General features: G+C 72.7%; 25 protein-coding genes. 11 read left to right on the top strand and 14 right to left on the bottom strand.

Features of this window, described 5'->3' with window-relative positions; all coding sequences use genetic code 11:
* The first annotated feature begins 370 nt into the window (after window positions 1-370).
* Together ICC28_RS38335 and ICC28_RS38330 are read left to right on the top strand one after the other, a co-directional pair.
* Window positions 371-1,234, top strand: a complete 864-nt coding sequence (locus ICC28_RS38335; RefSeq protein WP_262928528.1) for a formylglycine-generating enzyme family protein — start codon at window positions 371-373, stop codon at window positions 1,232-1,234.
* Window positions 1,235-1,273: 39 nt separating this feature from the next.
* Window positions 1,274-2,497, top strand: coding sequence for a 4-hydroxybenzoate 3-monooxygenase (locus ICC28_RS38330; protein ID WP_188293482.1), 1,224 nt, complete (start codon window positions 1,274-1,276; stop codon window positions 2,495-2,497).
* 19 nt (window positions 2,498-2,516) lie between these two features.
* Here the strand turns inward: ICC28_RS38330 and ICC28_RS38325 are convergent, their stop codons facing one another.
* On the bottom strand, window positions 2,517-2,876 hold the full coding sequence (locus ICC28_RS38325; protein WP_188293481.1) for an ArsR/SmtB family transcription factor: 360 nt from the start codon (window positions 2,874-2,876) through the stop codon (window positions 2,517-2,519).
* A gap of 61 nt (window positions 2,877-2,937) precedes the next feature.
* Between ICC28_RS38325 and ICC28_RS38320 the strand changes: the two genes are divergently transcribed.
* Window positions 2,938-3,960 (top strand): cation diffusion facilitator family transporter, encoded by a 1,023-nt coding sequence (locus ICC28_RS38320; RefSeq protein ID WP_188293480.1) that lies wholly within the window; start codon window positions 2,938-2,940, stop codon window positions 3,958-3,960.
* A gap of 143 nt (window positions 3,961-4,103) precedes the next feature.
* Here the strand turns inward: ICC28_RS38320 and ICC28_RS38315 are convergent, their stop codons facing one another.
* Together ICC28_RS38315 and ICC28_RS38310 are read right to left on the bottom strand one after the other, a co-directional pair.
* On the bottom strand, window positions 4,104-4,661 hold the full coding sequence (locus ICC28_RS38315; protein ID WP_188293479.1) for a YbaK/EbsC family protein: 558 nt from the start codon (window positions 4,659-4,661) through the stop codon (window positions 4,104-4,106).
* A 43-nt stretch (window positions 4,662-4,704) separates the two neighbouring features.
* On the bottom strand, window positions 4,705-5,277 hold the full coding sequence (locus ICC28_RS38310) for a helix-turn-helix domain-containing protein (protein ID WP_188293478.1): 573 nt from the start codon (window positions 5,275-5,277) through the stop codon (window positions 4,705-4,707).
* Window positions 5,278-5,383: 106 nt separating this feature from the next.
* Here ICC28_RS38310 and ICC28_RS38305 point away from each other — a divergent pair, with 106 nt between their 5' ends.
* On the top strand, window positions 5,384-6,241 hold the full coding sequence (locus ICC28_RS38305) for an EamA family transporter (protein WP_188293477.1): 858 nt from the start codon (window positions 5,384-5,386) through the stop codon (window positions 6,239-6,241).
* A gap of 71 nt (window positions 6,242-6,312) precedes the next feature.
* Here ICC28_RS38305 and ICC28_RS38300 read toward each other — a convergent pair whose 3' ends face one another.
* Window positions 6,313-7,080, bottom strand: coding sequence for an acyltransferase (locus ICC28_RS38300; protein WP_188293476.1), 768 nt, complete (start codon window positions 7,078-7,080; stop codon window positions 6,313-6,315).
* Between the two features lie 104 nt (window positions 7,081-7,184).
* Here ICC28_RS38300 and ICC28_RS38295 point away from each other — a divergent pair, with 104 nt between their 5' ends.
* The gene (locus tag ICC28_RS38295) at window positions 7,185-7,706 is read left to right on the top strand and encodes a gamma carbonic anhydrase family protein (protein WP_188293475.1); all 522 of its coding nucleotides are present in this window, start codon (window positions 7,185-7,187) and stop codon (window positions 7,704-7,706) included.
* A 3-nt stretch (window positions 7,707-7,709) separates the two neighbouring features.
* Here ICC28_RS38295 and ICC28_RS38290 read toward each other — a convergent pair whose 3' ends face one another.
* The 5 genes from ICC28_RS38290 to ICC28_RS38270 form a co-directional block, all read right to left on the bottom strand.
* The gene (locus ICC28_RS38290) at window positions 7,710-8,360 is read right to left on the bottom strand and encodes a DedA family protein (protein ID WP_188293474.1); all 651 of its coding nucleotides are present in this window, start codon (window positions 8,358-8,360) and stop codon (window positions 7,710-7,712) included.
* Between the two features lie 82 nt (window positions 8,361-8,442).
* Window positions 8,443-9,990 (bottom strand): carboxylesterase/lipase family protein, encoded by a 1,548-nt coding sequence (locus tag ICC28_RS38285; RefSeq protein ID WP_188293473.1) that lies wholly within the window; start codon window positions 9,988-9,990, stop codon window positions 8,443-8,445.
* Complete coding sequence (locus ICC28_RS38280) at window positions 9,987-12,362, bottom strand: beta-glucosidase family protein (protein ID WP_188293472.1); 2,376 nt, start codon at window positions 12,360-12,362, stop codon at window positions 9,987-9,989. Before ICC28_RS38280 ends, ICC28_RS38285 begins: the two co-directional genes overlap by 4 nt.
* 254 nt (window positions 12,363-12,616) lie before the next feature.
* Window positions 12,617-14,413 (bottom strand): ricin-type beta-trefoil lectin domain protein, encoded by a 1,797-nt coding sequence (locus tag ICC28_RS38275; protein ID WP_188293471.1) that lies wholly within the window; start codon window positions 14,411-14,413, stop codon window positions 12,617-12,619.
* 1,292 nt (window positions 14,414-15,705) lie between these two features.
* On the bottom strand, window positions 15,706-16,143 hold the full coding sequence (locus ICC28_RS38270; protein ID WP_188293487.1) for a DUF4442 domain-containing protein: 438 nt from the start codon (window positions 16,141-16,143) through the stop codon (window positions 15,706-15,708).
* Window positions 16,144-16,228: 85 nt separating this feature from the next.
* Between ICC28_RS38270 and ICC28_RS38265 the strand changes: the two genes are divergently transcribed.
* Both ICC28_RS38265 and ICC28_RS38260 read left to right on the top strand, forming a co-directional pair.
* On the top strand, window positions 16,229-17,152 hold the full coding sequence (locus ICC28_RS38265) for a hypothetical protein (RefSeq protein ID WP_188293486.1): 924 nt from the start codon (window positions 16,229-16,231) through the stop codon (window positions 17,150-17,152).
* Between the two features lie 66 nt (window positions 17,153-17,218).
* On the top strand, window positions 17,219-18,223 hold the full coding sequence (locus tag ICC28_RS38260; RefSeq protein ID WP_188293470.1) for a hypothetical protein: 1,005 nt from the start codon (window positions 17,219-17,221) through the stop codon (window positions 18,221-18,223).
* Between the two features lie 87 nt (window positions 18,224-18,310).
* Here the strand turns inward: ICC28_RS38260 and ICC28_RS38255 are convergent, their stop codons facing one another.
* From ICC28_RS38255 to ICC28_RS38245, 3 genes are all read right to left on the bottom strand, one after another.
* The gene (locus ICC28_RS38255; RefSeq protein WP_188293469.1) at window positions 18,311-19,156 is read right to left on the bottom strand and encodes a spermidine synthase; all 846 of its coding nucleotides are present in this window, start codon (window positions 19,154-19,156) and stop codon (window positions 18,311-18,313) included.
* 89 nt (window positions 19,157-19,245) lie between these two features.
* Window positions 19,246-20,415 carry an elongation factor Tu gene (gene tuf / locus ICC28_RS38250; RefSeq protein ID WP_188293468.1) on the bottom strand — a complete coding sequence of 390 codons (1,170 nt, stop codon included), beginning with the start codon at window positions 20,413-20,415 and terminating at the stop codon, window positions 19,246-19,248.
* Between the two features lie 285 nt (window positions 20,416-20,700).
* Window positions 20,701-21,423 (bottom strand): DNA alkylation repair protein, encoded by a 723-nt coding sequence (locus ICC28_RS38245; RefSeq protein ID WP_188293467.1) that lies wholly within the window; start codon window positions 21,421-21,423, stop codon window positions 20,701-20,703.
* Between the two features lie 49 nt (window positions 21,424-21,472).
* Here ICC28_RS38245 and ICC28_RS38240 point away from each other — a divergent pair, with 49 nt between their 5' ends.
* Complete coding sequence (locus ICC28_RS38240; RefSeq protein WP_188293466.1) at window positions 21,473-22,246, top strand: TVP38/TMEM64 family protein; 774 nt, start codon at window positions 21,473-21,475, stop codon at window positions 22,244-22,246.
* A 4-nt stretch (window positions 22,247-22,250) separates the two neighbouring features.
* On the opposite strand, the gene ICC28_RS38235 is transcribed toward ICC28_RS38240, so the two are convergent.
* Complete coding sequence (locus ICC28_RS38235) at window positions 22,251-23,420, bottom strand: thiolase family protein (protein ID WP_188293465.1); 1,170 nt, start codon at window positions 23,418-23,420, stop codon at window positions 22,251-22,253.
* Window positions 23,421-23,514: 94 nt separating this feature from the next.
* On the opposite strand from ICC28_RS38235, the gene ICC28_RS38230 reads away from it, so the two are divergent.
* The 3 genes from ICC28_RS38230 to ICC28_RS38220 all read left to right on the top strand — a co-directional run bounded on the left by ICC28_RS38230 (window position 23,515) and on the right by ICC28_RS38220 (window position 25,510).
* Window positions 23,515-23,988 carry a winged helix-turn-helix transcriptional regulator gene (locus ICC28_RS38230; RefSeq protein ID WP_188293464.1) on the top strand — a complete coding sequence of 158 codons (474 nt, stop codon included), beginning with the start codon at window positions 23,515-23,517 and terminating at the stop codon, window positions 23,986-23,988.
* Window positions 23,989-24,370: 382 nt separating this feature from the next.
* The gene (locus ICC28_RS38225) at window positions 24,371-25,246 is read left to right on the top strand and encodes an undecaprenyl-diphosphate phosphatase (RefSeq protein WP_188293463.1); all 876 of its coding nucleotides are present in this window, start codon (window positions 24,371-24,373) and stop codon (window positions 25,244-25,246) included.
* A gap of 84 nt (window positions 25,247-25,330) precedes the next feature.
* On the top strand, window positions 25,331-25,510 hold the full coding sequence (locus tag ICC28_RS38220; protein WP_188293462.1) for a hypothetical protein: 180 nt from the start codon (window positions 25,331-25,333) through the stop codon (window positions 25,508-25,510).
* A 4-nt stretch (window positions 25,511-25,514) separates the two neighbouring features.
* Here ICC28_RS38220 and ICC28_RS38215 read toward each other — a convergent pair whose 3' ends face one another.
* Window positions 25,515-26,126, bottom strand: a complete 612-nt coding sequence (locus tag ICC28_RS38215) for a DUF4291 domain-containing protein (protein ID WP_188293461.1) — start codon at window positions 26,124-26,126, stop codon at window positions 25,515-25,517.
* Window positions 26,127-26,177: the final 51 nt, after the last annotated feature.

The raw sequence follows: 26,177 nt of genomic DNA, 5'->3' as shown, positions 1-26,177 counted from the left end.
CCGCCCCGGCGCCACCGGCCTCGGCATCGTCACGGACTCCCCCGCCCGCCGCGCCACCTGCCACGTCACGGTCTCGGGCCCGCCACCCGACCTACCCCGTCACGGACTCCCGCCCCCCACCCCACCTCCCCCACGTCACGGCCGACCACCCCGGTGCCCGGCTCGGACAGGCGCGTCGCGTAGACATGGACGGTCCGCACCCGCGCCGCCGAGGAAGAAGCCGATGCACGAGTCCCACGCGTCCGCCCGCTGCTGCATGCCGTCGTCCGGGACCGGCCGCCCGGCCGAGCCGCTGCGTATCCCGTCCCCGGCGCCCGCCCGCGCAGGGTCCACCGACGGCACGGTGCTGCTGCCCGGCGGCGAGTTCCTGATGGGTGCGGAGGACTCCGAGGGGTTCCCGGCCGACGGGGAGGGCCCGGTACGGGCCGTGCGCGTGGACGCGTTCCGGATCGACGTCTGTGCCGTGACCAACGACGAGTTCGCCGCCTTCGTCGCCGACACCGGCCACATCACGGACGCCGAACGGCTGGACTGGTCGTACGTCTTCGCGGGCTTCCTTCCCGGTGTGCTGCGCCGGGACGCGCCGCGGCCCGAGGAGGCGCCCTGGTGGTGTGCGGTGACGGGGGCGGCCTGGCACCGGCCGGAGGGTCCGGGCAGCGACCTCACGGGGCGCGGCGACCATCCGGTGGTCCATGTGTCCTGGTACGACGCCGCCTCCTACGCGGCCTGGGCGGGCAAGCGGCTGCCCACGGAGGCCGAGTGGGAGTACGCGGCCCGCGGCGGCCTGGAGCAGCGGCGCTACCCCTGGGGCGACGAGCTGGACCCCGACGGCACCTACCGCTGCAACATCTGGCGGGGCACCTTCCCCACGAAGAACACCGCCGCCGACGGCTACCGGGGCACCGCGCCCGTGGACGCCTTCGAGCCCAACGGCTTCGGCCTGTACAACACGTCCGGCAACGTGTGGGAGTGGTGCGCGGACTGGTGGACCACCGACCACACCAACGGCCACACCCACACCCACACCCACACCCACACCCACACCCACACCCACACCCACACCCACGAGCATGACCACGTCACGGCGACGGAGGGCACCGCCAAGGTCATCCGGGGCGGCTCCCACATGTGCCACGCCTCCTACTGCAACCGCTACCGGGTCGCCGCCCGCAGCTCCAACACCCCGGACAGTTCCAGCGGACACACGGGGTTCCGCTGCGCGGCGGACGCCTGAGCCTCCCCGAGCCACTCGGCACGCACCCATAATGCTCGGGTGACCTCCACCACCCCCCACCTCAACTCCGGTGCCCCACAGCGCTTTCCGGTCGTCATCGTCGGCGCCGGACCCGCCGGACTCACCCTCGGCAACATCCTGCGGGCCGCCTCCGTCGACTGTCTGGTCCTGGAGACCGAGACCCGTGCGTTCATCGAACAACGGCCCAGGGCCGGCGTCCTGGAGGAGTGGGCGGTGCGCGGGCTCGAACGGCGCGGCCTGGCCGCCAACCTGCTGGCGCGGGGCCAGGTGCACAGCGAGTGCGAGTTCCGCTTCGCCGGGGAGCGCTACCGCTTCGAGTACGCCGAGCTGACGGGCCATCACCACTTCGTCTATCCGCAGCAGTTCCTGGTGACGGACCTGGTGCGGGAGTACGCGGACGTGCGCGGCGGTGCCGTCAGGTTCGGCGTGCGCGACGTCGAGCTGCACGACCTGGACACCGGCCGCCCCTCGGTGTCGTACACCTGCCCGGAGTCGGGTGTGCGGCAGTTCGTGCACTGCGACTTCGTGGCGGGCTGCGACGGGGCACGCGGGGTCACGCGGGCCTCGATACCCGCCGACCGCGCCCATGTCTCCCGCTACGACTACGGCATCGGCTGGCTGGCGCTGCTGGCCGAGGCTCCGCCGTCCAACGACTGCGTCGTGTTCGGCGTGCACCCGCGCGGATTCGCCGGGCACATGGCCCGCAGCCCGGAGGTGACCCGCTACTACCTCCAGTGCCCGCCGGGCGACGACCCGGAGAACTGGTCCCACGAGAGGGTGTGGACCGAACTCCAGGAGCGCCTCGGGGCGGCCGGCGCGCCCCGGCTGACCGAGGGGCGGCTGATCGAGAAGCGCGTGCTGGACATGCACAGTTACGTCGTCGAGCCGATGGCGTTCGGCCGGCTCTTCCTGGCCGGGGACGCGGCCCACCTCACCGCGCCGATCGCGGCCAAGGGCATGAACCTCGCCCTGCACGACGCGTTCGTGCTGGGCGACGCCCTGACCGCCGTACTCACCAAGGGCGACAGCACCGGTCTCGACGGCTACTCGCGGGCGTGTCTGGGGCGGGTCTGGGACTACCAGGAGTTCTCGCAGTGGCTCTCGGAGGTGTACCACGGGACGGCCTCGGGCGATCCGCACCGCGCGGGCACCACGCTGGCCCGTCTGCGCCGCCTGTTCGGCTCCCCCGCGGCGGCGCGGGCGTTCGCGGAGCAGTACCTCGGCACGAACGCCGACTACTGACCCCTCTCCCGGGGCGGGCTCAGTCGTGCGGCGGCCGGTCGCTCAGCCGGTGGTCCGCCACGTTCAGCGCCTCGTCCACGAGCCGGCGCAGATGCCCGTCGCGCAGTGAGTAGATCACCCGGCGGCCCTCCTTGCGCGTGTCCACCAGACCGGCCAGCCGCAGCCGCGCCAGATGCTGGCTGACGGCCGGCCGGGCCGCTCCGCACGCCTCCGTGAGCGTGCTGACGTCGGCCTCGCCGCCGGTCAGCGCGTGCAGCAGGGCGAGCCGGGTGCGGTCGCCGAGCAGGGCGAGGAGTTCGGCGGCGAGGGCGAACTGTTCCTCGCCCGGGGTGCGCGGGTGCGCATCGTGCGCAGGTGATAGGTGCATGCGTGCGCTCATACGCACATAATGGCGTCGTGGGCCTCGCCCGTCCACCACTGCCCGGCAGAAGGGAACCCCCGTGAGCCACCCGCACCACCACCGCCACCCCCACCCGCGCCGAGTCACCCACCGACTCGGGCACCTGCTGAAGCCGCACTCCCACGACAGCGCCGACAGGCTGGACCGGGCCCTTGAGTCCTCCGCCCGCGGCATGCGCGCGCTGTGGGTCTCGCTTGCGGTGCTCGGGGCGACGGCGCTGGTGCAGGCGGTGGTGGTGGCGATGTCCGGGTCGGTGGCGCTGCTCGGCGACACCGCGCACAACACCGCCGACGCGCTGACCGCCGTACCCCTCGGGATCGCCTTCGTCCTCGGCCGGCGTGCGGCGACCCGTCGGTTCACCTACGGCTACGGCCGCGCCGAGGATCTGGCGGGGCTGGCGATCGTGCTCACGATCGCCGCGTCGGCGGCCTTCGCGGGGTGGACGGCGGTCGACCGGCTGCTCGATCCGCGGCCGGTGCAGCATGTGCCGGCGGTGGCGGCGGCCGCGCTGGTGGGCTTCGCGGGCAACGAGTGGGTGGCCCGCTACCGGATCCGGGTCGGCCGCTCGATCGGCTCGGCGGCGCTGGTGGCGGACGGGCTGCACGCCCGCACGGACGGGTTCACCTCGCTGGCCGTGCTGCTGGGTGCGGGCGGCTCCGCGCTCGGGTGGCAACTGGCCGACCCGATCGTGGGGTTGGCGATCACCGCGGCGATCGTGTTCGTGCTGCGGGACGCGGCGCGCGAGGTGTTCCGGCGGGTGCTGGACGCCGTCGACCCGGCTCTGGTGGACCGGGCCGAGCAGGCGCTGCGGGAGGTTCCGGGCGTGCGCGAGGTGGGCGAGCTGCGGCTGCGCTGGATCGGCCACCGGCTGCGCGCGGAGGTGGCGGTGGTGGTGGACGGCGAGGCGACGGTACGGGCGGCGCACGCCATCGCCGTGGACGCCGAACACGCCCTGCTGCACGCCGTACCGCGGCTCACCGCCGCCCTGGTGCACGCGGATCCGTCACCGGCACCGGGCGAGGCCGACCCCCATCTGGCACTCGCCCACCACACGCCGACCTGAGCCCGGCCGACGCCAGCCCTCCCTTGAGCCCGACCGCCACCAGCCCCCGAGATCAGCCGACACCCGCCCCCGAGCCCGACCGCCATCAGCCCTCGAGCCCGGCCAACGCCCGCCCCGAGCCCAGCCGACACCCGCTCCCGGAATCAGGCAACCCCCAGCCCCTCCAGCACCACGGCCCCGGGCAGTTCCGCGAACGCCTTCCCCGGCACCAGCAGCTTGCCGCGTCGGCGTCCGCTGCCGACCAGGACGTAGGGCAGGTCGACGACGGCGGAGTCCACCAGCACCGGCCAGCCGGCGGGCAGTCCGATCGGCGTGATGCCGCCGTACTCCATGCCGGTCTCGCCGGTGGCCGTGTCCATCGGGGCGAAGGAGGCCTTGCGGGCGCCGAGTTGGCGGCGTACGGCGCCGTTGACGTCCACGCGGGCGGCGGACAGCACCACGCAGGCCGCGAGGCTGCTCTCGCCGCCCCGCTTCCCGGCCACCACCACGCAGTTGGCGGACTGCTCCAGCAACTCCTGGCCGTAGTGCTCCACGAAGACGGCCGTATCGGCCCACCGGGGGTCGGTCTCGACGTAGAGGATCTGGTCGGCCGGGACGCTGCCGCTCCAGCGGCGTACGGCGTCGGCGACCGGGTCGGTCAGTTCGTCGAGGCAGTCCGGGGCGGGGGTGGCGTGGTCGAAGTTTCCGATGGGTGCGTCCATGGCCGCACGCTAACAGGGCCGCCCGAGCCCCGGGACGGGCATCTCACTGCACGGGCGGGACGGAGATCGCCATCACCATCTCGGCCGGGACCTCGCCCTCATTGCCGTACGTGTGCGGCGCGTTGGCCTCGAAGGAGGCGGTCGTGCCCGCGGGCACGCGGTACTTGACGCCGTCCACGGTCAAGGTCAGCTCGCCCGAGGTGACATGGAGCAGCTCGGCGGTGCCGGTGGGGTGCGGGTCGGAGGCGCTGTTCTCGCCCGGCATCAGCCGCCACCGCCACATCTCCAGCGGCCCGGGGGCCTCGGTGCCCGCCAGGAGGAGGTTGTAGCTGCCGGCGTCGGTGTGCCACAGCCGTACGGCCTGCTCGGCGGGGACGAGGCGGACCTTGGGGCCCTGCTCGTAGTCGAGGAGGGTGGTGATGCTGACGCCGAGCGCGTCGCCGATCTTGACGACGGTGCCGAGGCTGGGGTTGGTGCGCGCCTGCTCGATCTGGATGAGCATGCCGCGACTGACACCGGCCCGGGCGGCGAGCACGTCCAGGGTGTAGCCGCGCACGGAGCGCCAGTGCTTGACGTTGCGTGCCAGGGACTGGGTCAGCAGGTCGAGGTCCGACACAATTCATCCAATTCCGGAGTCCAATATTCTGGATGACAGGGTTCAATGCCCTGCACTACCGTGGGGTGCACATGATCGTGCACCGAACTGTACTGCGAGGCGGCCCGTGACAGCACTCTTCGCCCTGGCCACCAGCCTGCTCTGGGGCCTGGCGGACTTCGGCGGCGGGCTGCTGACCCGGCGCCTGCCGGCCCTCACGGTGGTGGTCGTCTCGCAGACCATCGCGGCCGTCGTCCTCGGCGCGATCGTGGTGGCCACGGGCGGCTGGAGCGAGGCGGGGCCGCGCCTGTGGTTCGCCGTGGGCGCGGGCCTGATCGGTCCGCTCGCGATCCTCTGCTTCTACGAGGCACTCGCCCGCGGTCCCATGGGCGTCGTCTCCCCGCTGACCACGCTCAGCGTCGCCGTGCCCGTCTCCGTCGGGCTCCTGCTCGGCGAGCGCCCCGGCCTGCTCCAGGTCGCCGGTATAGCGGTCGCCGTGACGGGCGTGGTCCTCGCGGGCGGGCCGCAGCGCGGCGGCGGCTCGGTGGAGCGGCGGACCATCCTCCTCACGCTGGGCGGCGCGTTCGGCTTCGGCCTGTGCATCGCCCTGATCAGCGAGGCGTCCACCACGTTGACCGGCCTGTTCCTCGCCCTCTTCGTGCAGCGTCTGACCAACGTCGTCGTGGGCGGCACGGCGCTGTACGTCTCGGTGCGGCGCGGCTCCCCCGCCCTCCCGCCGGCCGGCTTCCCCTGGGGCGCGCTGCCCGCCCTCGCCTTCGTGGGGCTCGCCGACGTCGCCGCGAACGGCACCTACTCCGTGGCCGCCCAGCACGGCCCGGTGACCGTGGCCGCCGTACTGGCCTCCCTGTACCCGGTGGTGACCGCGGTGGCCGCGCGCACGATGCTCGGCGAACGGCTGCGCGGGGTGCAGGCCGCGGGCGCCGGCCTGGCCCTGACCGGGACGCTGTTGCTGGCCACGGGCTGAGCACCGCCCCGGCCGACACCGCCACGGGCTGAGCACCGCCCAGGCCGACACCGCCACGCCCGGGCCGCCGCTCAGGACGACTCGGCGTCCAGTTCCGCCAGCCGCGCCACCGACTCCTCGTCCAGGTCGGCCAGCGCCTGGAGCTGCTCCGGGGTGATCCCGTCCGGTATCGGGACCGGCGCGGGCGTGCGCAGCGGCGGCTGCCAGCCCTCGGCGGGCGTCCAGCGGCGTACGACCCGGGCGGGCGCGCCCGCGACCACGGCGTGGTCGGGCACCGTGCCGCGGACCACCGCACCGGCCGCCACCACGACGTTCCGCCCGATCCGCGCGCCCGGCAGGATCACGGCCCCGGTGCCTATCCAGCAGCCCGGCCCGATCGACACCGGCTCCATCCGCGGCCACTGCTTGCCGATCGGCTCGTGCGGATCGTCGTACGAGTGGTTCGTGGACGTGACGTACACGTACGGGCCGAAGTAGCAGTCGCTGCCGATGGTGACCGTGGTGTCGGCGATGACATGGCTGCCGCGGCCCAGGACCACGCCGTCCCCTATGCGCAGGATCGGTTCGGGGCCGAGGTCGAGGTCGGGCATGAGGCCCGCGGTCAGGGTGACCTGTTCGCCGACGATGCAGTGGGAGCCCAGGTGGATCCAGGGTTCGCCGAAGACGGTGCCGAGCGGGAAGGCCAGCCGGGTGGCCTCGCCGATCGCGCCGAAGCGGAAGCGGCCGGGGCGCTCGGCCGTCACCGAGCCCGTGCGCTGCACCCAGGACCAGCCCGCGTGGACGGCGCGCTGGGCGAGGCGGTGTCGCCAGGATGAGAACGTGTTCTTGCGCTTCGGCACGGCCTCACCGTACTGAGCGTTCGGCGCCCTCATGGCGTCGACGGGCTGTGATCTTCGCCCCAACGGGTGGCGTACCGTGCCGTGTACCACGTGACCAGGAGGCGATGATGATCAAGGGAATCGGTGGCCGGGAGCCGAAGATCGACGAGGACGTCTTCGTGGCGCCCACGGCCGCGGTGATCGGGGACGTGACGCTGGAGGCGGGTGCGAGCGTCTGGTACGGCGCGGTGGTGCGGGGCGACGTCGAGCGCATCTCCGTCGGCGCGCGGAGCAACATCCAGGACAACTGCACGCTCCATGCCGACCCCGGTTTCCCGGTCACCGTCGGCGAGCGGGTCTCCGTGGGACACAACGCGGTGGTGCACGGGGCCACCGTGGGCGACGACTGCCTGATCGGGATGGGCGCGACCGTGCTGAACGGCGCGGTGATCGGGGCCGGGTCCCTGGTCGCCGCGCAGGCGCTGGTACCGCAGGGCATGCAGGTGCCGCCCGGCTCCCTGGTGGCCGGCGTCCCGGCGAAGGTACGGCGGGAGCTGACGGAGGAGGAGCGTCAGGGCCTCACCCTGAACGGCACGATGTACGCGGAGCTGGCCAAGGCGCACGCCGAGGTGCACGGGGCGCCGTGAGGCTCAGTCGGTGGCCGCGACCGGCTCCGGCTCGGCCACCGTCTTCTCCCCCGCCGCGTTCCCGGCCCTCCGCTTCAGCACCAGCATCGACGTCAGACCCACCAGCACCGCGGCGACCAGCCCCAGCCAGGAGAACCGCTTCAGCCACTCCTCGGCGACGATCCCGACGTAGTAGATGACCGCGGTCGTGCCGCCCGCCCAGAGGATCCCGCCCAGGACGTTGGCGGTCAGGAACTTCCAGTACGGCATCCGCAGCACGCCCGCGAGCGGCCCGGCGAAGATCCGCAGCAGGGCGACGAAGCGGCCGAAGAAGACGGCCCACATGCCCCACTTCTGGAAGGAGCGCTCGGCCGTGGCGATGTGCCCCTCGCTGAAGTGCCGGGGGAACTTCCCGCCGAGCCAGGCCAGCAGTGGGCGTCCGCCCTTGCGGCCGATGGCGTAGCCGATGGAGTCGCCGATGATCGCACCGGCGGTGGCGCAGGCGCCCAGGACGACCGGGTCGATCTCGCCGTGCTGCGAGGCGAGCAGCGCCGAGGAGACCAGGATGATCTCGCCGGGCAGCGGGATCCCGAGGCTCTCCAGTCCGATGACCAGGCCCACCAGCAGATAGATGGCGAGCGGGGGCACCGTTTCGAGCCATTCCTGGACGTGCAACGCCGGTTCCTCCGATTCGCGTCCTGCCTACCCGGATACCCGGCGTGCGCCTCGGGCGGGCGCACGCCGGGAAGCCTACCCGTCACCCGGACCCGGCTGCGTCCCACAGGTCGCACTGGTGTTCCCGGTGCACGGACGTGCTCGGAGCGTTACCGCCCGCGGACGCCGTGCGCAGTGAGAGCACGGCTCCCGAGGCGCCGTCGGGCATGGCGGGCTGCCCGGCCGCGCGCGGGATCCCGGTGCGGACGAAGGAGCCCCAGTACTGGACCATCTGCCGCGCCAGCACCTTCTGCTCGGCGTTCAGCGGACTGGTGAGGCCGAAGTGCTTGAAGAGGTACTGCACCTCGTTCACATGGGTCGCGCCGAAGTCGAAGTCGGTGCCCAGCTCGCGCAGCGAGGCGAAGGGCGGGGAGGTGCGGTCGGCGAACTCGTACGCGTAGACCGGGCCGCGCCCGGCGAGGCCGCCGTTGAGGCGCAGCGCCGGGCAGGCGAAGAGCATGTCGCCCAGCGCGGTGCCGAAGCCGATGCTCGGGGAGGGCTGCCCGGAGAGCGGGTAGCGGGCCAGGACGTCGTCGCCGAAGGCGGCGCTCATGACGGACGGGTACTGCTCGGCGGTCAGCGGTCCGCCCGCCGCGTCGAAGGAGGCGAAGGCGAACAGCCGCCCCTCGTCCAGGTTGGCCCCGTTCATGACCGGGATCCGCGCAGCGGCCCCCGCCTCGAAGGCCCGGGCGGGCTGTACGGGCAGGAAGGCGCCGCCCGTCACCGGCCCCCAGTCGAACTCGCCCTGGGCGGCGAGGAGGTCGGCGGCCGGCTTGCTGCGCAGGCAGGCCACCGTCGTACAGCCGAGCTTCTCGGCGAAGGCGGCGCCCTGGGCCACCGCCGTCCCGTGCGTCCGGGCGGCGCAGTCGTCGTAGGCGCCGCTCTGCACGATGCCCGCCCGGAACAGGCCCTTCGACGTCGGGGAGGCCAGCTGGGTGCAGACCGAGCGGCCGCCCGCGGACTCGCCGGCGATGGTGACGCGGTGCGGATCGCCGCCGAAGCGGGCGATGTTGGCGCGCACCCAGCGCAGGGCGGCCTGCTGGTCGAGCATGCCGTAGTTGCCGGAGACCCGGTCGCCCGCCTCTCCGTCGAGGCCGGTCGTGGCGAGGAATCCGAGGGCTCCGAGGCGGTAGTTGACGGTCACCACGACCGTGCCGGTCTGCCGGGCGAAGGTGTCGGGGACGACGTCCTGCCCGGCGCCTGCGGTGAGGCCGCCGCCGTGGAACCAGACGAGCACCGCGCGCCGGGCGGAGCGCTCGGGGACGTACACATTGAGGTCGAGGCAGTCCTCGGTGTGGCTGGGCCGCTCGTACCCGGGGTCCCAACTCGTGCCCTGTACGCACTTGTTGCCGAAGTCCCGTGCGTCGCGCACCCCGTGCCAGGGGCGCACCGGCCGCGGTTCCCTCCAGCGGAGCGGGCCGACGGGCGGTGCGGCGTAGGGGATCCCGAGGAACTGCCGTCCCTCGGCGGTGGTTTCACCGCGCACCAGGCCCGCCTCGGTACGGACGACCGGCTCGGCGGCCTGGGCCGGTGCGGGGACGAGCAGGGCGGCGGCCAGGGCCACCGCCGCGGTCACGGCACGACGTATCACCGGGTCACCTCCACGCTCGTGCGCACCCGCGGATCGCCCGCGGACGCGCCCACCCACACACTGCGGCGGCCGGTGCCGAGCACCCAGTCGCGGCGGTCCGGGTCCCAGCAGGACAGGGTGCGCGCCGCCACCCGCACGGTGACCCGGCGCCGCTCCCCCGGCCGCAGGGCGAGCCGCCGGTAGCCGCCCAACACGCGGACGGGCTGGTCCAGTTCCAGGTCGGGCGACCGGCCGACATACACCTGGGGCACGGCGATGCCCTCACGCCCGCCGGTGTTGCGGACGGTGAACTCGACGTCCAGGCCCTCGGGATGCCAGTGCGCGCGGAGGGATTCGTAGGCGAAGGAGGTGTACGACAGTCCGTGCCCGAACGGGAACAGCGGCCGCTCGCCCCCGGCCTCGTACCAGCGGTGTCCGGTGTGGACGCCCTCCGTGTACTCCTCGACGCCGTCCGCGCCCGGGTAGCGGCGCGGGTCCCCGGCGACGGGGTGGTGGTCGTCGTCGGTGGGGAAGGTCTGGGTGAGCCGGCCGCCGGGATCGCAGTCGCCGAACAGGACGGCGGCGGTGGCGGCCGCGCCCTCCTGGCCCGGGTAGTACATCTGGAGCACGGCGCCCGTGCGCTCCAGCCAGGGCATCGAGGTGGCGGACGAGGTGTTGAGCACGACGGTCGTCCGCGGGTTCGCCGCCGCCACCGCCTCGATCAGCTCCGCCTGGTGGCCGGGGAGCGCGATCGTCGTGCGGTCCTGGCCCTCGGTGGCGTCCTCGTAGGCGAACAGCACGACGTCCCGGGCGGCACGCGCGGCGCTCACGGCCTCGGCGACGTCCCGCGCGCGGGTCGCGCCGGTGCTGCGGCGCAGCCGGAACAGCTGCCCGTCGTCCCCGCCGGACGCGGTGATCCTCAGCCGGTGAGCGCCCTTGGCGAGGGTGAGCGTCCTGCGGCGCACGGACAGCCCGTCGGGCGCGGTCGTGACGAAGCCGCCCATGAAGTACTCGCCCCAGCCGGGCACGAGCGGGAAGAGCTCCTCGCCGTCCAGCACCACCTCGGGGCGGATCGTCGGCGCACCCGAGTAGTGCAGGACGAAGGTCCACTCGTCGGCCTCGGGAACGGTGAGCGTGCCCTCGTACGTCCAGGTCCGCCCGGCCTCGACGCGCCGGCCCTCGGTGTCGAGGGCGGGGCTGAGCGCCGAGGCGGGGACGGGCTTGCCGAAGACGTCCTCGCCGAGCGCGTACGTCACCTCGCCGCCGCGTGCCCGGATGGCGTCGAGGGGGCTCTCGGCACGGTCGGGCACGACATGGGCGCTGCCGCCGCCGCTGACGAAGGGCAGGGAGCCGCTCGGGCCGATCACCGCGATGCCGCCGCCGTCGGTCAGGGGCAGCGTGCCGCGCTCGTTGCGCAGCAGCGTCGCGCCCGCCTTGGCGACCTCCAGGGCGACGGCCGCCCCGGCCCGCGCGTCCCGCTCCGGGCGCGGCGGCGCGCTGCCGTCGAGGAGCCCGAAGCGGTCCATGACGGAGAGGATCCGGTGTACGGCGCGGTCGACGTACCGCTCGGCCACGGTGCCGTTCTCGACGGCCGTCCTCAGCGCCGTACCGAAGTAGGTGCCGTCCGGCATCTCCAGGTCGAGGCCGGAGGTGAGCGCCTGCTCGGTGCTGTGAGCGGCGAACCAGTCGGTCATCACCAGGCCGTCGAAGCCCCATTGTTCGCGCAGGACGTCGGTGAGCAGGGCCTCGTTCTCGCAGGCCCAAGCGCCGTTGACCTTGTTGTAGGCGCCCATCACCGCACCCGTGCCGGCGTCGACGGCGGCCTCGAAGCCGCGCAACTCGACCTCGTGCAGGGTCCGCTCGTCGACGCGCACGTCGATCGAGTCCCGGTCCTTCTCCTGGTTGTTCATGGCGAAGTGCTTGACGGTGGCGACGAGTCCCTCGCCCTGGATGCCCTCGATCTCGGCGGCGACCAGGTCGCAGGAGAGCAGCGGGTCCTCGCTGAAGGTCTCGAAGTTGCGCCCGGCGTACGGGGTGCGGATGAGGTTGACCATCGGGGAGAGCAGCACGTCCTGGCCGAGGGCTCGGCCCTCGTGTCCGATGACGCGGCCGTAGCGGCGGGCCAGCTCCGGGTCGAAGGCGGAGGCCAGCAGGACGGGGGCGGGCAGGGCGGTGGCGTGCGCGGTGACGCGGACCCCGGCCGGGCCGTCGGCGAGGCGGAGCGGCGGGATGCCGAGGCGTTCCACTCCGGGGACGTAGCCCGCCTGGCCGAGCGGGGCGGGGTCGGTGGCGCCGTGCAGGAGGGAGATCTTCTCGTCGAGGGTGAGCTTCGCCAGCAGCCCGTCGACGCGCGGGGCGGCGCGTTCGGATCGCCGGGAAACGGTGTCGGTCATGGAGCCGTCACTCCTTCGGTGTGCGGGCACGACGATGTGAACCGCGGTTGCGCGACGGCGCTCCGGTTGTGTTCGCCCTCTGAACGCACTGTGCGCCAGCCCGACTTGACACCCCGTGAGAAACGCCACCGGCGCGTCGGACCGTAGGGCCGGCAGTGACTCGTGTCAACGATGTGCACAGGAAACGACTGTTTGTCGACAAGAGGCGAAGCCGGGGCCGCCCCGACACCAGGCGGCCCCGGAATGCGTCTGACCTAGGGCAGGAGGGGGGCGAGGGGCGCGGTGACGGTGTCGGTGACGGCCGAGACGAGGGTCAGGGCATCGGCCGGATCGGGCTGCTCGGGCTCGGCGGCAGCTTCGGCGACCCTGGTCTCGTACGGGCCCGGCCCGGGCGTGGGGTCGTTGGTCGGTGAAGGGCTCCGCGCGTCGTCGGGCGCTCGCCGGGGCTCGGCCTGCTCGCCGGGCCCGTCCTGCTCGACCTGTTCCGCCCGTTTCCTCTGCTCGGCCGGCACTCCCGGCTCTCCCTGCTCTCCCGGCTCCGTCGCGTCCTGCCGCGCCTTGGCCTCGCCGCTGTCGAGGCCGTCGGAGCCCTCGGGGCCCTCGGGGTCGAGCACCCACCGCTGTCCCGTGGAGCCGTCCCGTCCGGTGACGATCACCTGTCCGCCGCCGCCGGGTGCGACGGCCAGTCCCTTGCCGCGGCGCGGCAGGAGTTCGCCGTGGACGGTGAGGTCGTAGCGGACCTCACCGGCGTGCACCAGGCAGTCGGCCAGCAGGACCCTTCCGGCCTCGGCGACGGTCTCGGCGTCGAGGCAGAGGGTGGGGTCGGCGACGCTGCGCAGCAGACCGTCGTCGCGGTACGACCACTGCTGGGATCCGGCGGACGAGCAGCCCGCGAGCACGGTGACCGCACCGGCGCGGACCGCCCCCTCCCGCAGGTCGAGGCAGAGGCCGGTGCCGAGGTTGCGCAGCCTGCCGTGGCCGAGTTCGTCGGACCGGCTCGCGGAGGCCGCCGAGGAGGTGCCGGGCCCGGCGCTCGGGGCGACGGTGCTGACGCTGGGGGCACCCCAGGTGGCGTGGGGATCGGGGACACCGTTGTCGCCGGACCAGCCGCGGGCCACGAGCAGGGTGGTGAGCAGGGCGAGGGACAACAGACCGACGCCCGCCGCGACCTTCGTGCGTCCGGCCTGCCGGGCCGGGGCGGGGCGGTGACGGCCGCCGCTCGGGCGGACGGGTGGCACTGCCCGGCCGGGGCGCGAGTCGAGGTAGCGCCGGGCGCCCCAGCCGAGGACCGTCTCGGCGAGCAGGTCCCCGAGGCCGCCCTCGAAGTGGCTGAGCTGTTCGGCGGCGTGACGGCAGTACCGGCACTCCGTGAGGTGCTGCCGTACGTCGGACAGCAGGGAGCCCCCGCGACGCAGGGGGACTTCCAGGAGACGGTTGTGGAAGCGGCATTCCCTGGTGGGCGCGAGTTCGCGGTGGGCGCGTACGCAGGCCGCGCGGAATTGCTCGCGGGCCTGCTCCAGTGCCGCCGACGCCGTGGGCTCGTCGACGCCCAGCAGACCGGCCGCTACGGATATGGGTTCGGCCTCGACCTCGGTGTGCCAGAGCAGGCATTGCGAAGCGCCCGGAAGGGCCAGGAATGCGCGTTCGGCAAGCCGCCGTCTTTCGGGCGTCACGGACCTCGCCGCACGCAGTCCGCGCGCTCCGGTGGTTTTGCGGAGTTCCGGCAGCACGGTGGAAATGCGGTCCCCTGTCGCCCACTCCTTCACCGTCTCCCGTACGGCGACGAGAAGTTGCGGACGCAGAGCGCCGCCGGACGGGTTCCCGAGCACTCGGTGGAATGCGGCGGCGGTGACCATGGAGGCCGAACTCGCGGGCGAGGCAAGGCAGATCACCGCGTATTCGTGGACGGCCCGCCAGTGCCGCGCCATCAGCAGCGGTACGGCGTTGATGTCGGCCGTGCCCAGTCGGGCGAGGAGGTTGCGGTCGGACTCGGCGGAACTCGTTCCGGGCCGTGGGGGGTAGGGCGGGCGTGGGGGGTGTGGGGATTGCACTGAACCAATTCCTTCCAAGCCGTTGGACGGCAGGTGAAATGCACGTCCGTCGGAAAGCAGGTCGCGTGATTGGTGCATACCTATGCCGCGTCAGATACAGGCCGTTGAACGGCGTCACTGATCACGAACCACTGATCGGGGCCGCTCACCTTCGCACAAGCTACTTGCAAGAAACAAGGAGTTCGAGGCGTCGGTTCCCAAAGTCCCGCGACTTCGCAAGGGTTACCGCCGGTATTGCCGCCGACATCACCGTTGGTATCCCCGTCGGCATCACCGCCGGTATCCGCACCCGCATTCGACAACCGCCCACCGCTCAGCGCGTGCCCGCTTTTCCCGACGCACTCTCATCCGCGGCCGACGAGGGCGGCATCGAAGGAGACACTCGCGGCCGTCGACAGGTCGGCCACCCACTACACCCCGGGAGGGAGCCGCCGCGGCCGGGCTCGCCGACGCCCTCATGGTCACCGGCCGTCGCAAGCGGGCCGTAGAGGCCTCCTTCGGCGACACTGCCGAACCGGAGCGGCCCTCGCCGCCGAGGGCGCCGCGCAGGTCCCGGTGATCCCGTGCGCGATGATCGGGGAGCGGTCCCCGCCGCCGAGGGCGCCCCAGCGCGGCTGGACGCGGTACGCGGTCCGGCCCGCCCGGCATGCCTCCACCCGCCCGGCAGGCCCAACCCGCCCGGCAGGCCTCCACCCGTCCGGCGGAGCGAGCCGCGCCACCGCGGCGCGCTGTCCCGCGCGCCCGCCGCCCGCCGGCGACCAGGCTCCGGACCGAGAGCGTGGCGGCCGATGACGGCATACGCGCCGACACGTCCCCCGGCGTACGGGCTGCTCGACGGCCCGGTGACGAGGACGACCGCGTTCTCGTAGGTCCGCACCACGGCGGCGGGGCCGTAGAGGTGGTCCCGTTCCGGCGCGACCACGCTGCCCACCGCTCTTCGGCGGCCTGGAGCGCACGGGGCCGGGCCGACAGGGCGCGGGGCCGGGCCGACAGGGCGCGGGGCCGGGCCGACAGGGCGCGGGCCCAGCCGACCGACGCCCCGCAGGACGTGACCGCCGGCACGGCGCACGGCGCGACCTGCCGGCGAATCGCGGTGCCCTGCCGGCGAATCGCGTCACGACACCGGCAGCAAGGCAGGTCGGTCGGCCGACCGGCTGACTGTGCGCGGCGGCCGCCCGCACCCGGACCCGGAGTTCACGGCGCCACAGAAACCCTCGACCGCCCACGGCGCCACAACGCGACGGACCGCGGACCGGCTTCCGCCGGTTCGCGGTCCACTCCCCGAACGTCGCTCAGTTGTTGGGACGCAGGGTCCACACCACCGTCATCTCGGTGGTCACGGCCCCGTCCTCCCGCTGGATGGCGACCGTCACCGGAAACTCCGGACGCGTCCCCGCGTCCAGTTCGGCGACGACGTCCGCGATCGGCCGCCCCAGCGTCGCCGTCGCCGTCACCGGTCCCAGCGCGATCTTCTTGAACGCGATCTCGGCGTTGACCGGCAGCGGCACGGCCCGGGACAGCTGGTCCCCGAACGCCGCGAGCACGATCGCGCCGCTCGCCGACTCCCCCAGGGTGAACATCGCGCCGGCGTGCGGCCCGCCGACGTGGTTGCGGTACTCGCTCTGGTCCGGCAGGGCCAGCACGGCCTTCTCCGGAGTGGTCTCCAGGTACTCCAGGTTCAGCGTCCGAACCATCGGCACCGTGGCGGCGAGCAACTCGCCGATCGACATCTGATCTGCGCTCATGGCAGCATGTTACCCACGAGTAGCCTCGCGGGGCCAGACACTCGGCATGATCGTCGTAGCCTGTTCGACCATGTGGCCCGGAAACCAGCCGCCCGGGGACGGGCAGACACCGCAGCAACCGAACAGCCCCTACCGGCAGCCGGGGTATCGACAACCGAACCCCTACGTCCAGCGGCAACCGGCGACCTGGGACGCGCCCGCCGCCGGCCCCGCGCCGCCCGGCCGAGGACGGCGCACCGGGCTGATCGCGATCGTCGCTGCCACGGCCGTGGCCGCGGCAGCCGTCGTGACCGGGGCCGTCCTGCTGGGCGGGGACGCGGACGACAAGGCCAGCCCCGGCCCCGGCCCGACCGCCTCCCCCACCGCCACCGCGTCGGAGTCGGACGCGACGCAGCCGACCGTCGACGGCTGGAAGGTCGTGGCGAACCCCGACATCGGCGTCGCCTTCGACGTGCCCGCGGACTGGGCGCCGCAGTCACCGGACTGGGTGTCGTACGTCTCGGAGGACGACGACCCCGAGGACACTCCTCTGGTCGCCATGAAGGCCCCGGCCGTCCTCAAGGCGAAGTGGTGCACGTCGGACGACGACAAGGACGGCCACGCCGACGACACGGCACTGGCGTCCGCGGGCTCCCGGGGCAACCGCACCGCGAAGAGCACCGAGCAGATAGCCCGCACCGACTCGGCGAACTGGGTCTACGGCGGCTACACACAGCCGGACCGCGCGAAGGTCACGACCGGGCCGGTGACCTCCTTCACCACCGACTCCGGCCTCACCGGCAGCGTGGCCACGTCGCAGTCGTCCGGCGTGGAGCGGCGGGGCAGGTGCGACTCGGACGGCAAGGCGACGACGTTCGCCTTCGAGAACGCCGACGGCGACTTCGCGTCCTGGTCGTTCGTGGCCGCGAAGGGGGTCGGCGAGGAGGTGCCGGACACCACGATCCGGCAGATCATGCGCACGGTACGGCTCTACACGCCACCCACCGATCACTGAGTTGCTACGTCCCTGACAAGACCCGGTGACCGAAACGTGTCCTCGGCGCGGCTAGGGTGGCTCCCCATGTGGCCAGGACAGCAGCCGCCCGGGGGCGAGCAGAACCCGCAGCAGTCGAACAACCCGTACCAGCAGCCGGGGTACCAGCAGCCGAATCCGTATCAGCAGCCCGGTTATCAGCAGCCCAACCCCTACGGGCAGCAGCCGCAGTGGGGCGCGCCCACTGTGGCGCAGACGCCGACGCCGCCGGGCGGTGGTGGCGGAAACCGGACCAAGCTGGTCGCGATCGTGGCGGCCACGGCCGTGGTCGTGGCGGCCGGTGTCACCGGCTTCCTGGTGCTGGGCGGCGACAAGGACGACAAGGCGGACGGCAAGGCCTCCCCGAGTCCGACCGTGAGCAAGTCGGCCGAGCCGACCGCCACCGAGTCCGGCTCCGGTGAGAATCCGCGCGGCGACGGCGCGTTGGAGCCGACGATCGAGGGCTGGAAGGTCGTCGTCAACCCGCGCTTCGGCACGATGTTCGACGTTCCCGCCGACTGGGAGATCGAGAACGCCGACACGAGCGTGGGCTTCGAGTGGGAGGACAAGGACGGCAAGCTCGACCGCACCACCGTCACCGCGCCCGCCTACCTCAAGTCCAAGTGGTGCACGGTCGACTCCGACAAGGACGGCCGCACCGAGGACACCGCCCTGGTCACCGCCGGTACGCGCGGCGAGAACGGCGCGAAGGACCTGAACGAGGCGGCCGAGACCCGCGTGCCGTGGTGGATCTACGGCGGCTACACGCAGCCCGACCGCAAGAGCGTGAAGTTCGACAAGCCCAAGCCGTACACCACGGCCTCGGGCATCAAGGGCAGCGTCGCCACCGCGCACTCCGAGAACACTCCGCAGAACGGCAAGTGCGACAGCGACGGCAAGGCGATCACCTTCGCCTTCGAGAACGGCGCGGGCGATTTCGTCACCTGGAACCTGTTCGGCGCCAAGGGTGTCAAGGACGAGATCTCCGAGGCGACCGTCCAGAAGATCCTGAGCACGGTCCGGCTCACCGAGGAACCGCCGACCGACTCCTGACGGGCGGACACGGGGCCGCCGTAGCCGTAGGCATGCGGGGAGCAGGCCGGCCCCGCCCTCTCCGGACGCCGACGCGGCCGTTCCCTGTCAGCCGATGCCGAACGCCCCGTCCGGCGGCTCGGGAGAGGGTACGGCGTCCTCGTCGCGGACCGGCAGGGCGTCGCCGATGAGGTCCCGCAGGCCCGGACCGAGCTCGACCCGGGCGGGGAAGGCGTCGGCGGCGGTGCGGCGGGCCAGGGCCGCGGTGTCGATCGGGTGCCGTGCGGCGACGAGGACCGCGTTGCCGAAGCGGCGGCCGCGCAGCACGGCCGGTTCGGCGATCAGCGCCAGTTCCTCGAAGACGGTGGCGAACGTGGCCAGTTGGGAGCGGAGGAAGCCGAAGGGCGCGGCGTCGGCGAGGTTCGCCAGATAGACGCCGGTGTCGCGCAGGACCCGTCCGGCCTGCTGGGCGTAGCCGACGGAGGTGAGGTGCGCCGGAACGCGCGAGCCGCCGAAGACGTCGGCGACGAGGACGTCCGCCGAGTCGTCCGGCGCGGCCTCCAGCCAGGCCCGCGCGTCCGCGCCGTGCAGGGTGATGCCGGAGCCCCGCGGCACCGGCAGATGTTCGGCGACCAGTTCCATCAGCCCGCGGTCGGCCTCGACGACGTCCTGCCGGGACCCCGGCCGGGTGGCGGCCACGTACCGGGGCAGGGTGAGCGCCCCGCCCCCGAGGTGCAGCACGTCCAGCGGGCGCCCCGGCTCCGCCACGGTGTCCAGGACGTGCCCGAGGCGCCGCGCGTACTCGAACTCCAGGTACGTCGGCTCGTCCAGGTCGACGTACGACTGCGGCGCCCCCTCGACGGTCAGCAGCCAGGCCCGCTTCCGGTCGACGTCCGGCATGAGCTTGGCGGTGCCGTGGTCGACGGCGCGGGTCACGGGGATGGGTTCGGTCACGTGTCCATTGTGGGGCCCGGACAGCTCCCGAAAGGGCGCGGGGCTGCGCCGCTCTACGGCTCCGCAGTCCCCGCGCCCCTCGGCCACCTTCACTCGACGGCGGTCACGGTCCCCGCTCCGACGGTCCGCCCGCCCTCACGGATGGCGAACCCGAGCCCGGGCTCCAGCGGCACCTCCCGCCCCAGCTCGACGGTCATGGCAACCGTCTCCCCGGGCCGGGCGACTCCCACCTCACCGAGGTCGATGTCACCGACCACATCCGCGGTACGGATGTAGAACTGCGGCCGGTACCCGCTGGAGAGCGCCGTCGTACGGCCGCCCTCGCGCGCGGACAGCACGTACACCTGGGCCGAGAACCGGCTGCGCGGCACCACGCTCCCCGGCGCCGCCACCACGTGCCCGCGCCGCACCGCGTCCCGGGGAACCCCGCGCAGCAGCAGCGCCACGTTGTCCCCTGCCTGGGCCTCCTCCATGGGCTTGCCGAAGGTCTCCAGACCGGTGACCACCGTCTCCACGGAGGCGCCGAGCACCTCGACCCGGTCCCCCACCCGCACGGTGCCCCGCTCGACGGCGCCCGTGACGACCGTTCCCCGGCCGGTGATGGTGAGCACGTTCTCCACCGGCAGCAGGAAGGGCGCGTCCACGTACCGCTCCGGCATGGGCACATAGGTGTCCACCGCGTCGAGCAGCGCCTCGACGGCCGCCGTCCACTTGGGGTCGCCCTCCAGCGCCTTCAGCCCGGAGACCCGTACGACGGGCACCGAGTCGCCCCCGTAGCCGTGCGCGGTGAGCAGGTCGCGGACCTCCAGCTCGACGAGGTCGATGAGCTCCTCGTCGCCCGCGTCGGCCTTGTTGAGGGCGACGACGATGTGGTCGACGCCCACCTGCCGGGCGAGCAGCACGTGTTCGGTGGTCTGCGGCATGATCCCGTCGAGCGCGGAGACGACGAGGATCGCCCCGTCGAGCTGCGCGGCGCCGGTGACCATGTTCTTGACGTAGTCGGCGTGGCCCGGCATGTCCACGTGCGCGTAGTGCCGGGTGTCGGTCTCGTACTCGACGTGCGCGATGTTGATGGTGATGCCGCGCGCGGCCTCCTCCGGCGCCCGGTCGATGCGGTCGAAGGGAACGAACGTGCCGGAGCCGCGCTCGGCGAGGACCTTGGTGATGGCGGCGGTCAGGGTGGTCTTGCCGTGGTCGACATGGCCCATCGTGCCGATGTTGAGATGCGGTTTCGTGCGGACGTAAGCCGTCTTGGACATGGCTCTACCTCGAAGTCACTGCGTAGGAAGGTGGACCCCGAGGACTGGCCGACCCTCCCCCTGCGGGGTCCGCCGGACAATCCGGAGAGGGTCAGCTTCGGGCGCCGTCGACAGCTGTCAGGAAGACGGGAACGGCAGCCTTCGGCGCATCCGCGACTGCGGATGCTGCGAGGAGGAAGGCGTGCCGGAACATGAGGCCGATCATTGCCGACGCCGTGCCCCGCGTCGACCGATTTTCCGGGAGGGTGCCCCTACGTCTTTCGTCAGGCACCGATGTGTCTCGCGTCAGGCCCCGATGTTCTTCAGCGCCTCCCGCACCGACAGCGGCGCGAAGCGGCCCGTCTCGCGCGCGAGGAAGGACCGTACGGCCTCCGGGTCGGTCTTGGCGTACTCGCGCAGCGCCCAGCCGATGGCCTTGCGGATGAAGAAGTCCGGGTGCCCGGACTGGCGTACGCAGTAGGCGAAGAGGCGCTCGGTGTCGGTGCGGTCCTTGTACCGGAGCTGGTGGAGGAGGGCGGTGCGGGCGACCCAGAGGTTGTCGTCGCCGATCCAGGCGTCCATGTCCGCGGTGAGCTCGGGGTCGGCGGCCACCAGGGCTCCCACGACATGGGCGGCGAGCAGGTCGACGGTGTCCCACCAGGGGACCGTGGCGACGAGGTACCGGGTGACCGGCAGGAAGCCGGAGGAGCACACGCGCGCGTGGCGGCGCAGATAGTCCACGGCGAAGTACTGGTACTCGCGCTCGGGCAGCGCCCAGCAGCGCAGGGCGATCGCCGTGCAGTCGGCCTCGTCGGGGCGGGGCGTGCCCTCCAGGACGGTGCGGGACAGCTGTCGGCGCACGGGGGTGGTGAGGCCGAGGAAGGGTGCCACGTCCTTCATGTACGTGCGCATGGTCGCGCCGCGCTCCGGGTCCGCCCCGGCGCCGTAGACGGCGGTGAGCCGCTCCAGCACGGTGTCGGCGAGACGGCTGTCCGGGACGTCCGGTGTTCCCCGTCCTGTGGCCCTCATGAGACGAACCATACGGCGATCACACACATATGTCGGTTAGTGTCACCGGATGCTCGATGCCACCACCCGCTCTGGGGGCACCGCGGCGGCCGTCCCCCCGGCCGCCGCCGTAGAACTTGCCGGGGCCGCGGCCGTGCCCGCGCCCACTGGCCTCGCCGCGCGCTGCACGAGAGTGCTGTTCTCGCCGTGGTCGCGGCTGTCCCTGCTGGTCGCCGTGCTCGCCTCGGCCGCGGTCGGCATGCTGCTGTTCGAACCACAGCGGCTGCTGGCGGACGGCTGGCCGCCGCAGCTGAGCGGGGCCGCGGCGACCGTGGTGTTCGCCGTGGCGTACGGGCTGTGCACGGTGGCCTTCGTGCCGCGGCCGCTGCTCAACCTGGCGGCGGGCGCACTGTTCGGCTCCCAATTGGGCCTCGCCGCGGCCCTCGCGGGCACGGTGCTCGGGGCCGGGCTCGCCTTCGGGCTCGGCCGGACGCTCGGGCAGGACGCCCTGCGCCCGCTGTTGCGGGGCCGCTGGCTGCGGGCGGCGGACGGGCAGCTCAGCAAGCACGGCTTCCGCTCGATGCTGGCCGTGCGGCTGTTCCCGGGGGTGCCGTTCTGGGCGGCGAACTACTGTGCCGCCGTCTCCCGCATGGGCTATGTGCCGTTCCTGCTGGCGACCGCGCTCGGGTCGATCCCGAACACCGCCGCCTACGCCGTCGCCGGTGCCCGCGCCTCGACGCCGACGTCTCCGGCCTTCCTGATCGCGCTGGCCTGCATCGCCGTTCCGGCGCTGGCGGGCGTGGTGGTGGCCTGGCGCAAGCGCCACCACCTGCGCGGCCGGTGAGCCGCTACACCGACTCCAGGATCATCGCGTTGGCGAGGCCGCCCGCCTCGCACATCGTCTGCAGCGCGTAACGGGCGCCGCGCTCGCGCATCGCGTGCACCAGGGTGGTCGTCAGGCGGGTGCCACTGGCGCCGAGGGGGTGGCCGAGGGCGATCGCGCCGCCGTGCACGTTGACCTTGGCCGGGTCGGCGCCGGTCTCCTGCCGCCAGGCCAGGACGACGCTGGCGAAGGCCTCGTTGACCTCGAACAGGTCGATGTCGTCGAGGCCCAGACCGGCCCGGCGCAGCACCTTCTCGGTGGCGGGGACGACTCCGGTGAGCATCAGCAGCGGGTCGGAGCCGGTGACGGCGAAGCTGTGCAGGCGGGCCAGCGGGCGCAGGCCGAGCCGGGCCGCGGTCTCGCTCGAGGTGATCAGTACGGCGGAGGCGCCGTCGTTGACGGGGCTGGCGTTGCCCGCGGTGACGTTCCACTCGATCTGCGGGAAGCGCTCGGCGAACGCCGGATCGTAGTAGGCGGGCTTGAGGCCGGCGAGGATCTCGGGGGTGCTGCCCGGTCGTACGCACTCGTCGCGGGTGACGCCGTCCAGGGGCGCGATCTCGGCGTCGAAGAGGCCCTTCTCCCATGCCTCGGCCGCCCGCCGGTGCGAGGAGACCGCGAAGGCGTCCATCTGCTCGCGGGTGATGGACCACTTGGCGGCGATCAGTTCGGCGCTGATGCCCTGCGGGACGAGGCCCTCGGGGTAGCGCTCGGCGACGCCGGGGCCGAAGGGGTCCTTGTCGGGCGGCACGTTCGACCACATCGGCACCCGGCTCATGGACTCGACGCCGCAGGCCACGACGAGGTCGTAGGCGCCCGCGAGAACGCCCTGGGCCGCGAAGTGCACGGCCTGCTGGGAGGAGCCGCACTGGCGGTCGACGGTGGTCGCCGGGACCGACTCCGGGAAGCCGGCGGACAGGGCGGCGTAGCGGGTGGTGTTCATGGCCTGCTCGCCGACCTGGTCGACGGTGCCGCCGATGACGTCGTCGATCAGCGCCGGGTCGACTCCGGAGCGTTCGACGAGGGTGCGCAGGGTGTGGGCGAGGAGTTCGACGGGGTGGACGTGCGCGAGGGACCCGTTCGGTTTGCCCTTGCCCATGGGGGTGCGTACGGCTTCGACGATCACTGCATCACGCATGATGCTGGCCTCCACGACTACCGGTCAGTAGGAAATCCCAACTCACCATAGCTCCGCGAGTTGGAAAATCAAACCCTCACCTAGACTGGGCGCCATGGCCGCTCCCAAAGATCCGCGCCCCTGCTCCATCGCCGACGCCCTGGCGCTCGTCGGCGAGAAGTACTCCCTGCTCGTCCTGCGCGAGGTCTGCCTCGGCAACGGCCGCTTCGACCAGCTGGTGCGCAACATCGGCGCCCCGCGCGACATCCTCGCCGCCCGCCTGCGCCGCCTCGTCGATGCCGGGATCCTCACCAAGCGCCCCTACAGCGAGCGACCGCAGCGCTTCGAGTACCGGCCCACCCAGGCGGGCATCGAGCTGGAGCCGGTCCTGATGACCCTCATGGCCTGGGGCGACCGCCACCTCCGCAAGGACGACGACCGCCCGATGGTGATCGAACACGCCTGCGGCAACGAACTGCTCCCGGTCGTCACCTGCGCGGTCTGCGGCGCCCAGGTCCACCACGAGGACCTCACGGCCCACCCGCAGACCCCGGGCTGGACGCTGACGGGACCTACGACGGCGGCGTGAGCGCCACGCGCGTGGTACCGCGTTCTGGTGAGAGCCGCCCGCACTTCGGGCATCTCGGTGAGCGCCACGCGCGCGGTACCGCGCCCCCTCACGCACGCACGCGCGCGGCAGAACGCGCGGACCGCGCGCGTGAAGCCCTCCGGGTCCTCCAGGTCGCTGGCCCCCCGGGGCGCCGCCGGCATCCACCGGGCCCCCACGCCCCGGACCCCCGCGCCCCGGGCGGCCGCTCCCGACTGCCCACCGGACGCCCCGGCGAAACCCCTGTGCCACGACTGTCACCGAGGGGCGCTACGCTGCCCCTCGACACCTGTGATCACCGCGCACCCGCGGTGCGGTGTGCCCATCGCGCCCTCCACGATCAGCACTTGGACTCCGTAACCCCATGACATGGTTTGAATCCCTCATCCTCGGACTCGTCCAGGGGCTGACCGAGTTCCTCCCCGTGTCCTCCAGCGCGCACCTGCGGCTGACCGCGGCGTTCTCCGGCTGGGAGGACCCGGGTGCGGCCTTCACCGCGATCACCCAGATCGGCACGGAAGCGGCCGTGCTGATCTACTTCCGCAAGGACATCGGGCGGATCGTTCTCGCCTGGCTGAAGTCGCTCACCAACAAGGAGATGCGGCGGGACCACGACGCCCAGATGGGCTGGCTGGTGATCGTCGGTTCGATCCCGATCGGGGTCCTGGGCCTGACGCTCAAGGACCAGATCGAGGGACCGTTCCGCGATCTGCGGATCACCGCGACGATGCTGATCGTGGTCGGCATCATCATCGGCATCGCGGACCGCATGGCGGCACGCGACGAGAGCGGCGGCCGGCACCGCGCCGCCAAGGAGCGCAAGGGCCTGCAGGACCTCAACGTCCGCGACGGCCTGATCTTCGGCCTGTGCCAGTCCGCGGCCCTGATTCCGGGCGTCTCCCGCTCCGGCGCCACCATCAGCGGTGGCCTGTTCATGGGCTACACCCGCGAGTCCGCGGCCCGTTACTCCTTCCTCCTCGCCATCCCCGCGGTGCTCGCCTCCGGCCTGTTCGAGTTCAAGGACGCGATGGAGACCGGCCATGTCGACTGGGGCCCCACGGCCTTCGCGACGGTGATCGCGTTCGTGTCGGGATACGCGGTCATCGCATGGTTCATGAAGTTCATCTCCACCAAGAGCTTCATGCCGTTCGTCTGGTACCGCATCGCCCTCGGCATCGTCATCATCGTGCTGGTGGCCACGGGTGCGCTGAGCCCGGACGCGGGCGAACCCGCGCACTGAGAGCGGAAGTTCAGTGACTCATCGCATAAGGATGAGTAGCCGTTCGGTAGCGCACTGTCAGTGCTTGCCCCTAGGCTTGTCCGCATGTCCCCCGATTCCGTAGCCGATGGTTCCGTGCGCTCCGCTGCCGAGGTGAACGAGCAGATCCGCGCCCTGTGGGTGCGCGCGGGCGGCACCCTGTCCGCCCAGGAGCGCACGGAGTACGAGCTGTTGGTCGTGGAGTGGGCGGCCGCGATCCGCGGCGAGGTCATCACGGCGGCCTGACCCGCTATGCCCTCAAGTGGGCGAGGACCTCGTCATCCAGCGGATACGGCCGCTCCTGCGGCAGCAACCCAACAGCCTGTGCCGTCCGGCCCGCCCGCACCAGAGAGCGGACCTCAGTCGCCAACGGGGTCACGTCCTCGATGCCGACGATCCAGTCGTCGGCATACCGCCCCGCCGCCTCTCCCGCGAGGCCCAGTTGCAGCGACCGGTGGGGCAGCGGATTGAGCTGCAGATCGCGTTCCGGATCCCACTGCACCCGCGCAGGCGCCCGCCTCAACTGCCGCTTCCAGGCCGCCCGGTCACCGTGCAGCTCCGGCACATAGTGCGACAGACACGCGTTCCGCAGCGCCCAGACGAACCCCTCCCGCGTGATCTCCACGGCCAGCACGGTCTCCTGCCCCTCCTTCGTACCCCAGCCGCAGCGGTACATCATCCACCGGAAGGAGGGCTTGATCCAGGTCATCCGGTCCCGCTTCCAGGACGCCGGGAAGCGGCCGTCCCGGGCGGCGGGGACGCCGATCTCCGGGCGGTACGCCTGGTAGACGGTGATCGTGGACTCCGTGTGCCGGGCCCGTACGCGGAACTTGGGTTCGGGCTCTGTCACTTGATCGTTCATCCCGTCAGCCTCGGGCCGAGGGCCGGTCCGTCGCCACCGAATATCATCGCG

Source organism: Streptomyces sp. TRM68416, from assembly GCF_014596915.1.
GTDB lineage: Bacteria > Actinomycetota > Actinomycetes > Streptomycetales > Streptomycetaceae > Streptomyces.
This window is presented reverse-complemented; position numbering and strand designations above follow the sequence as displayed.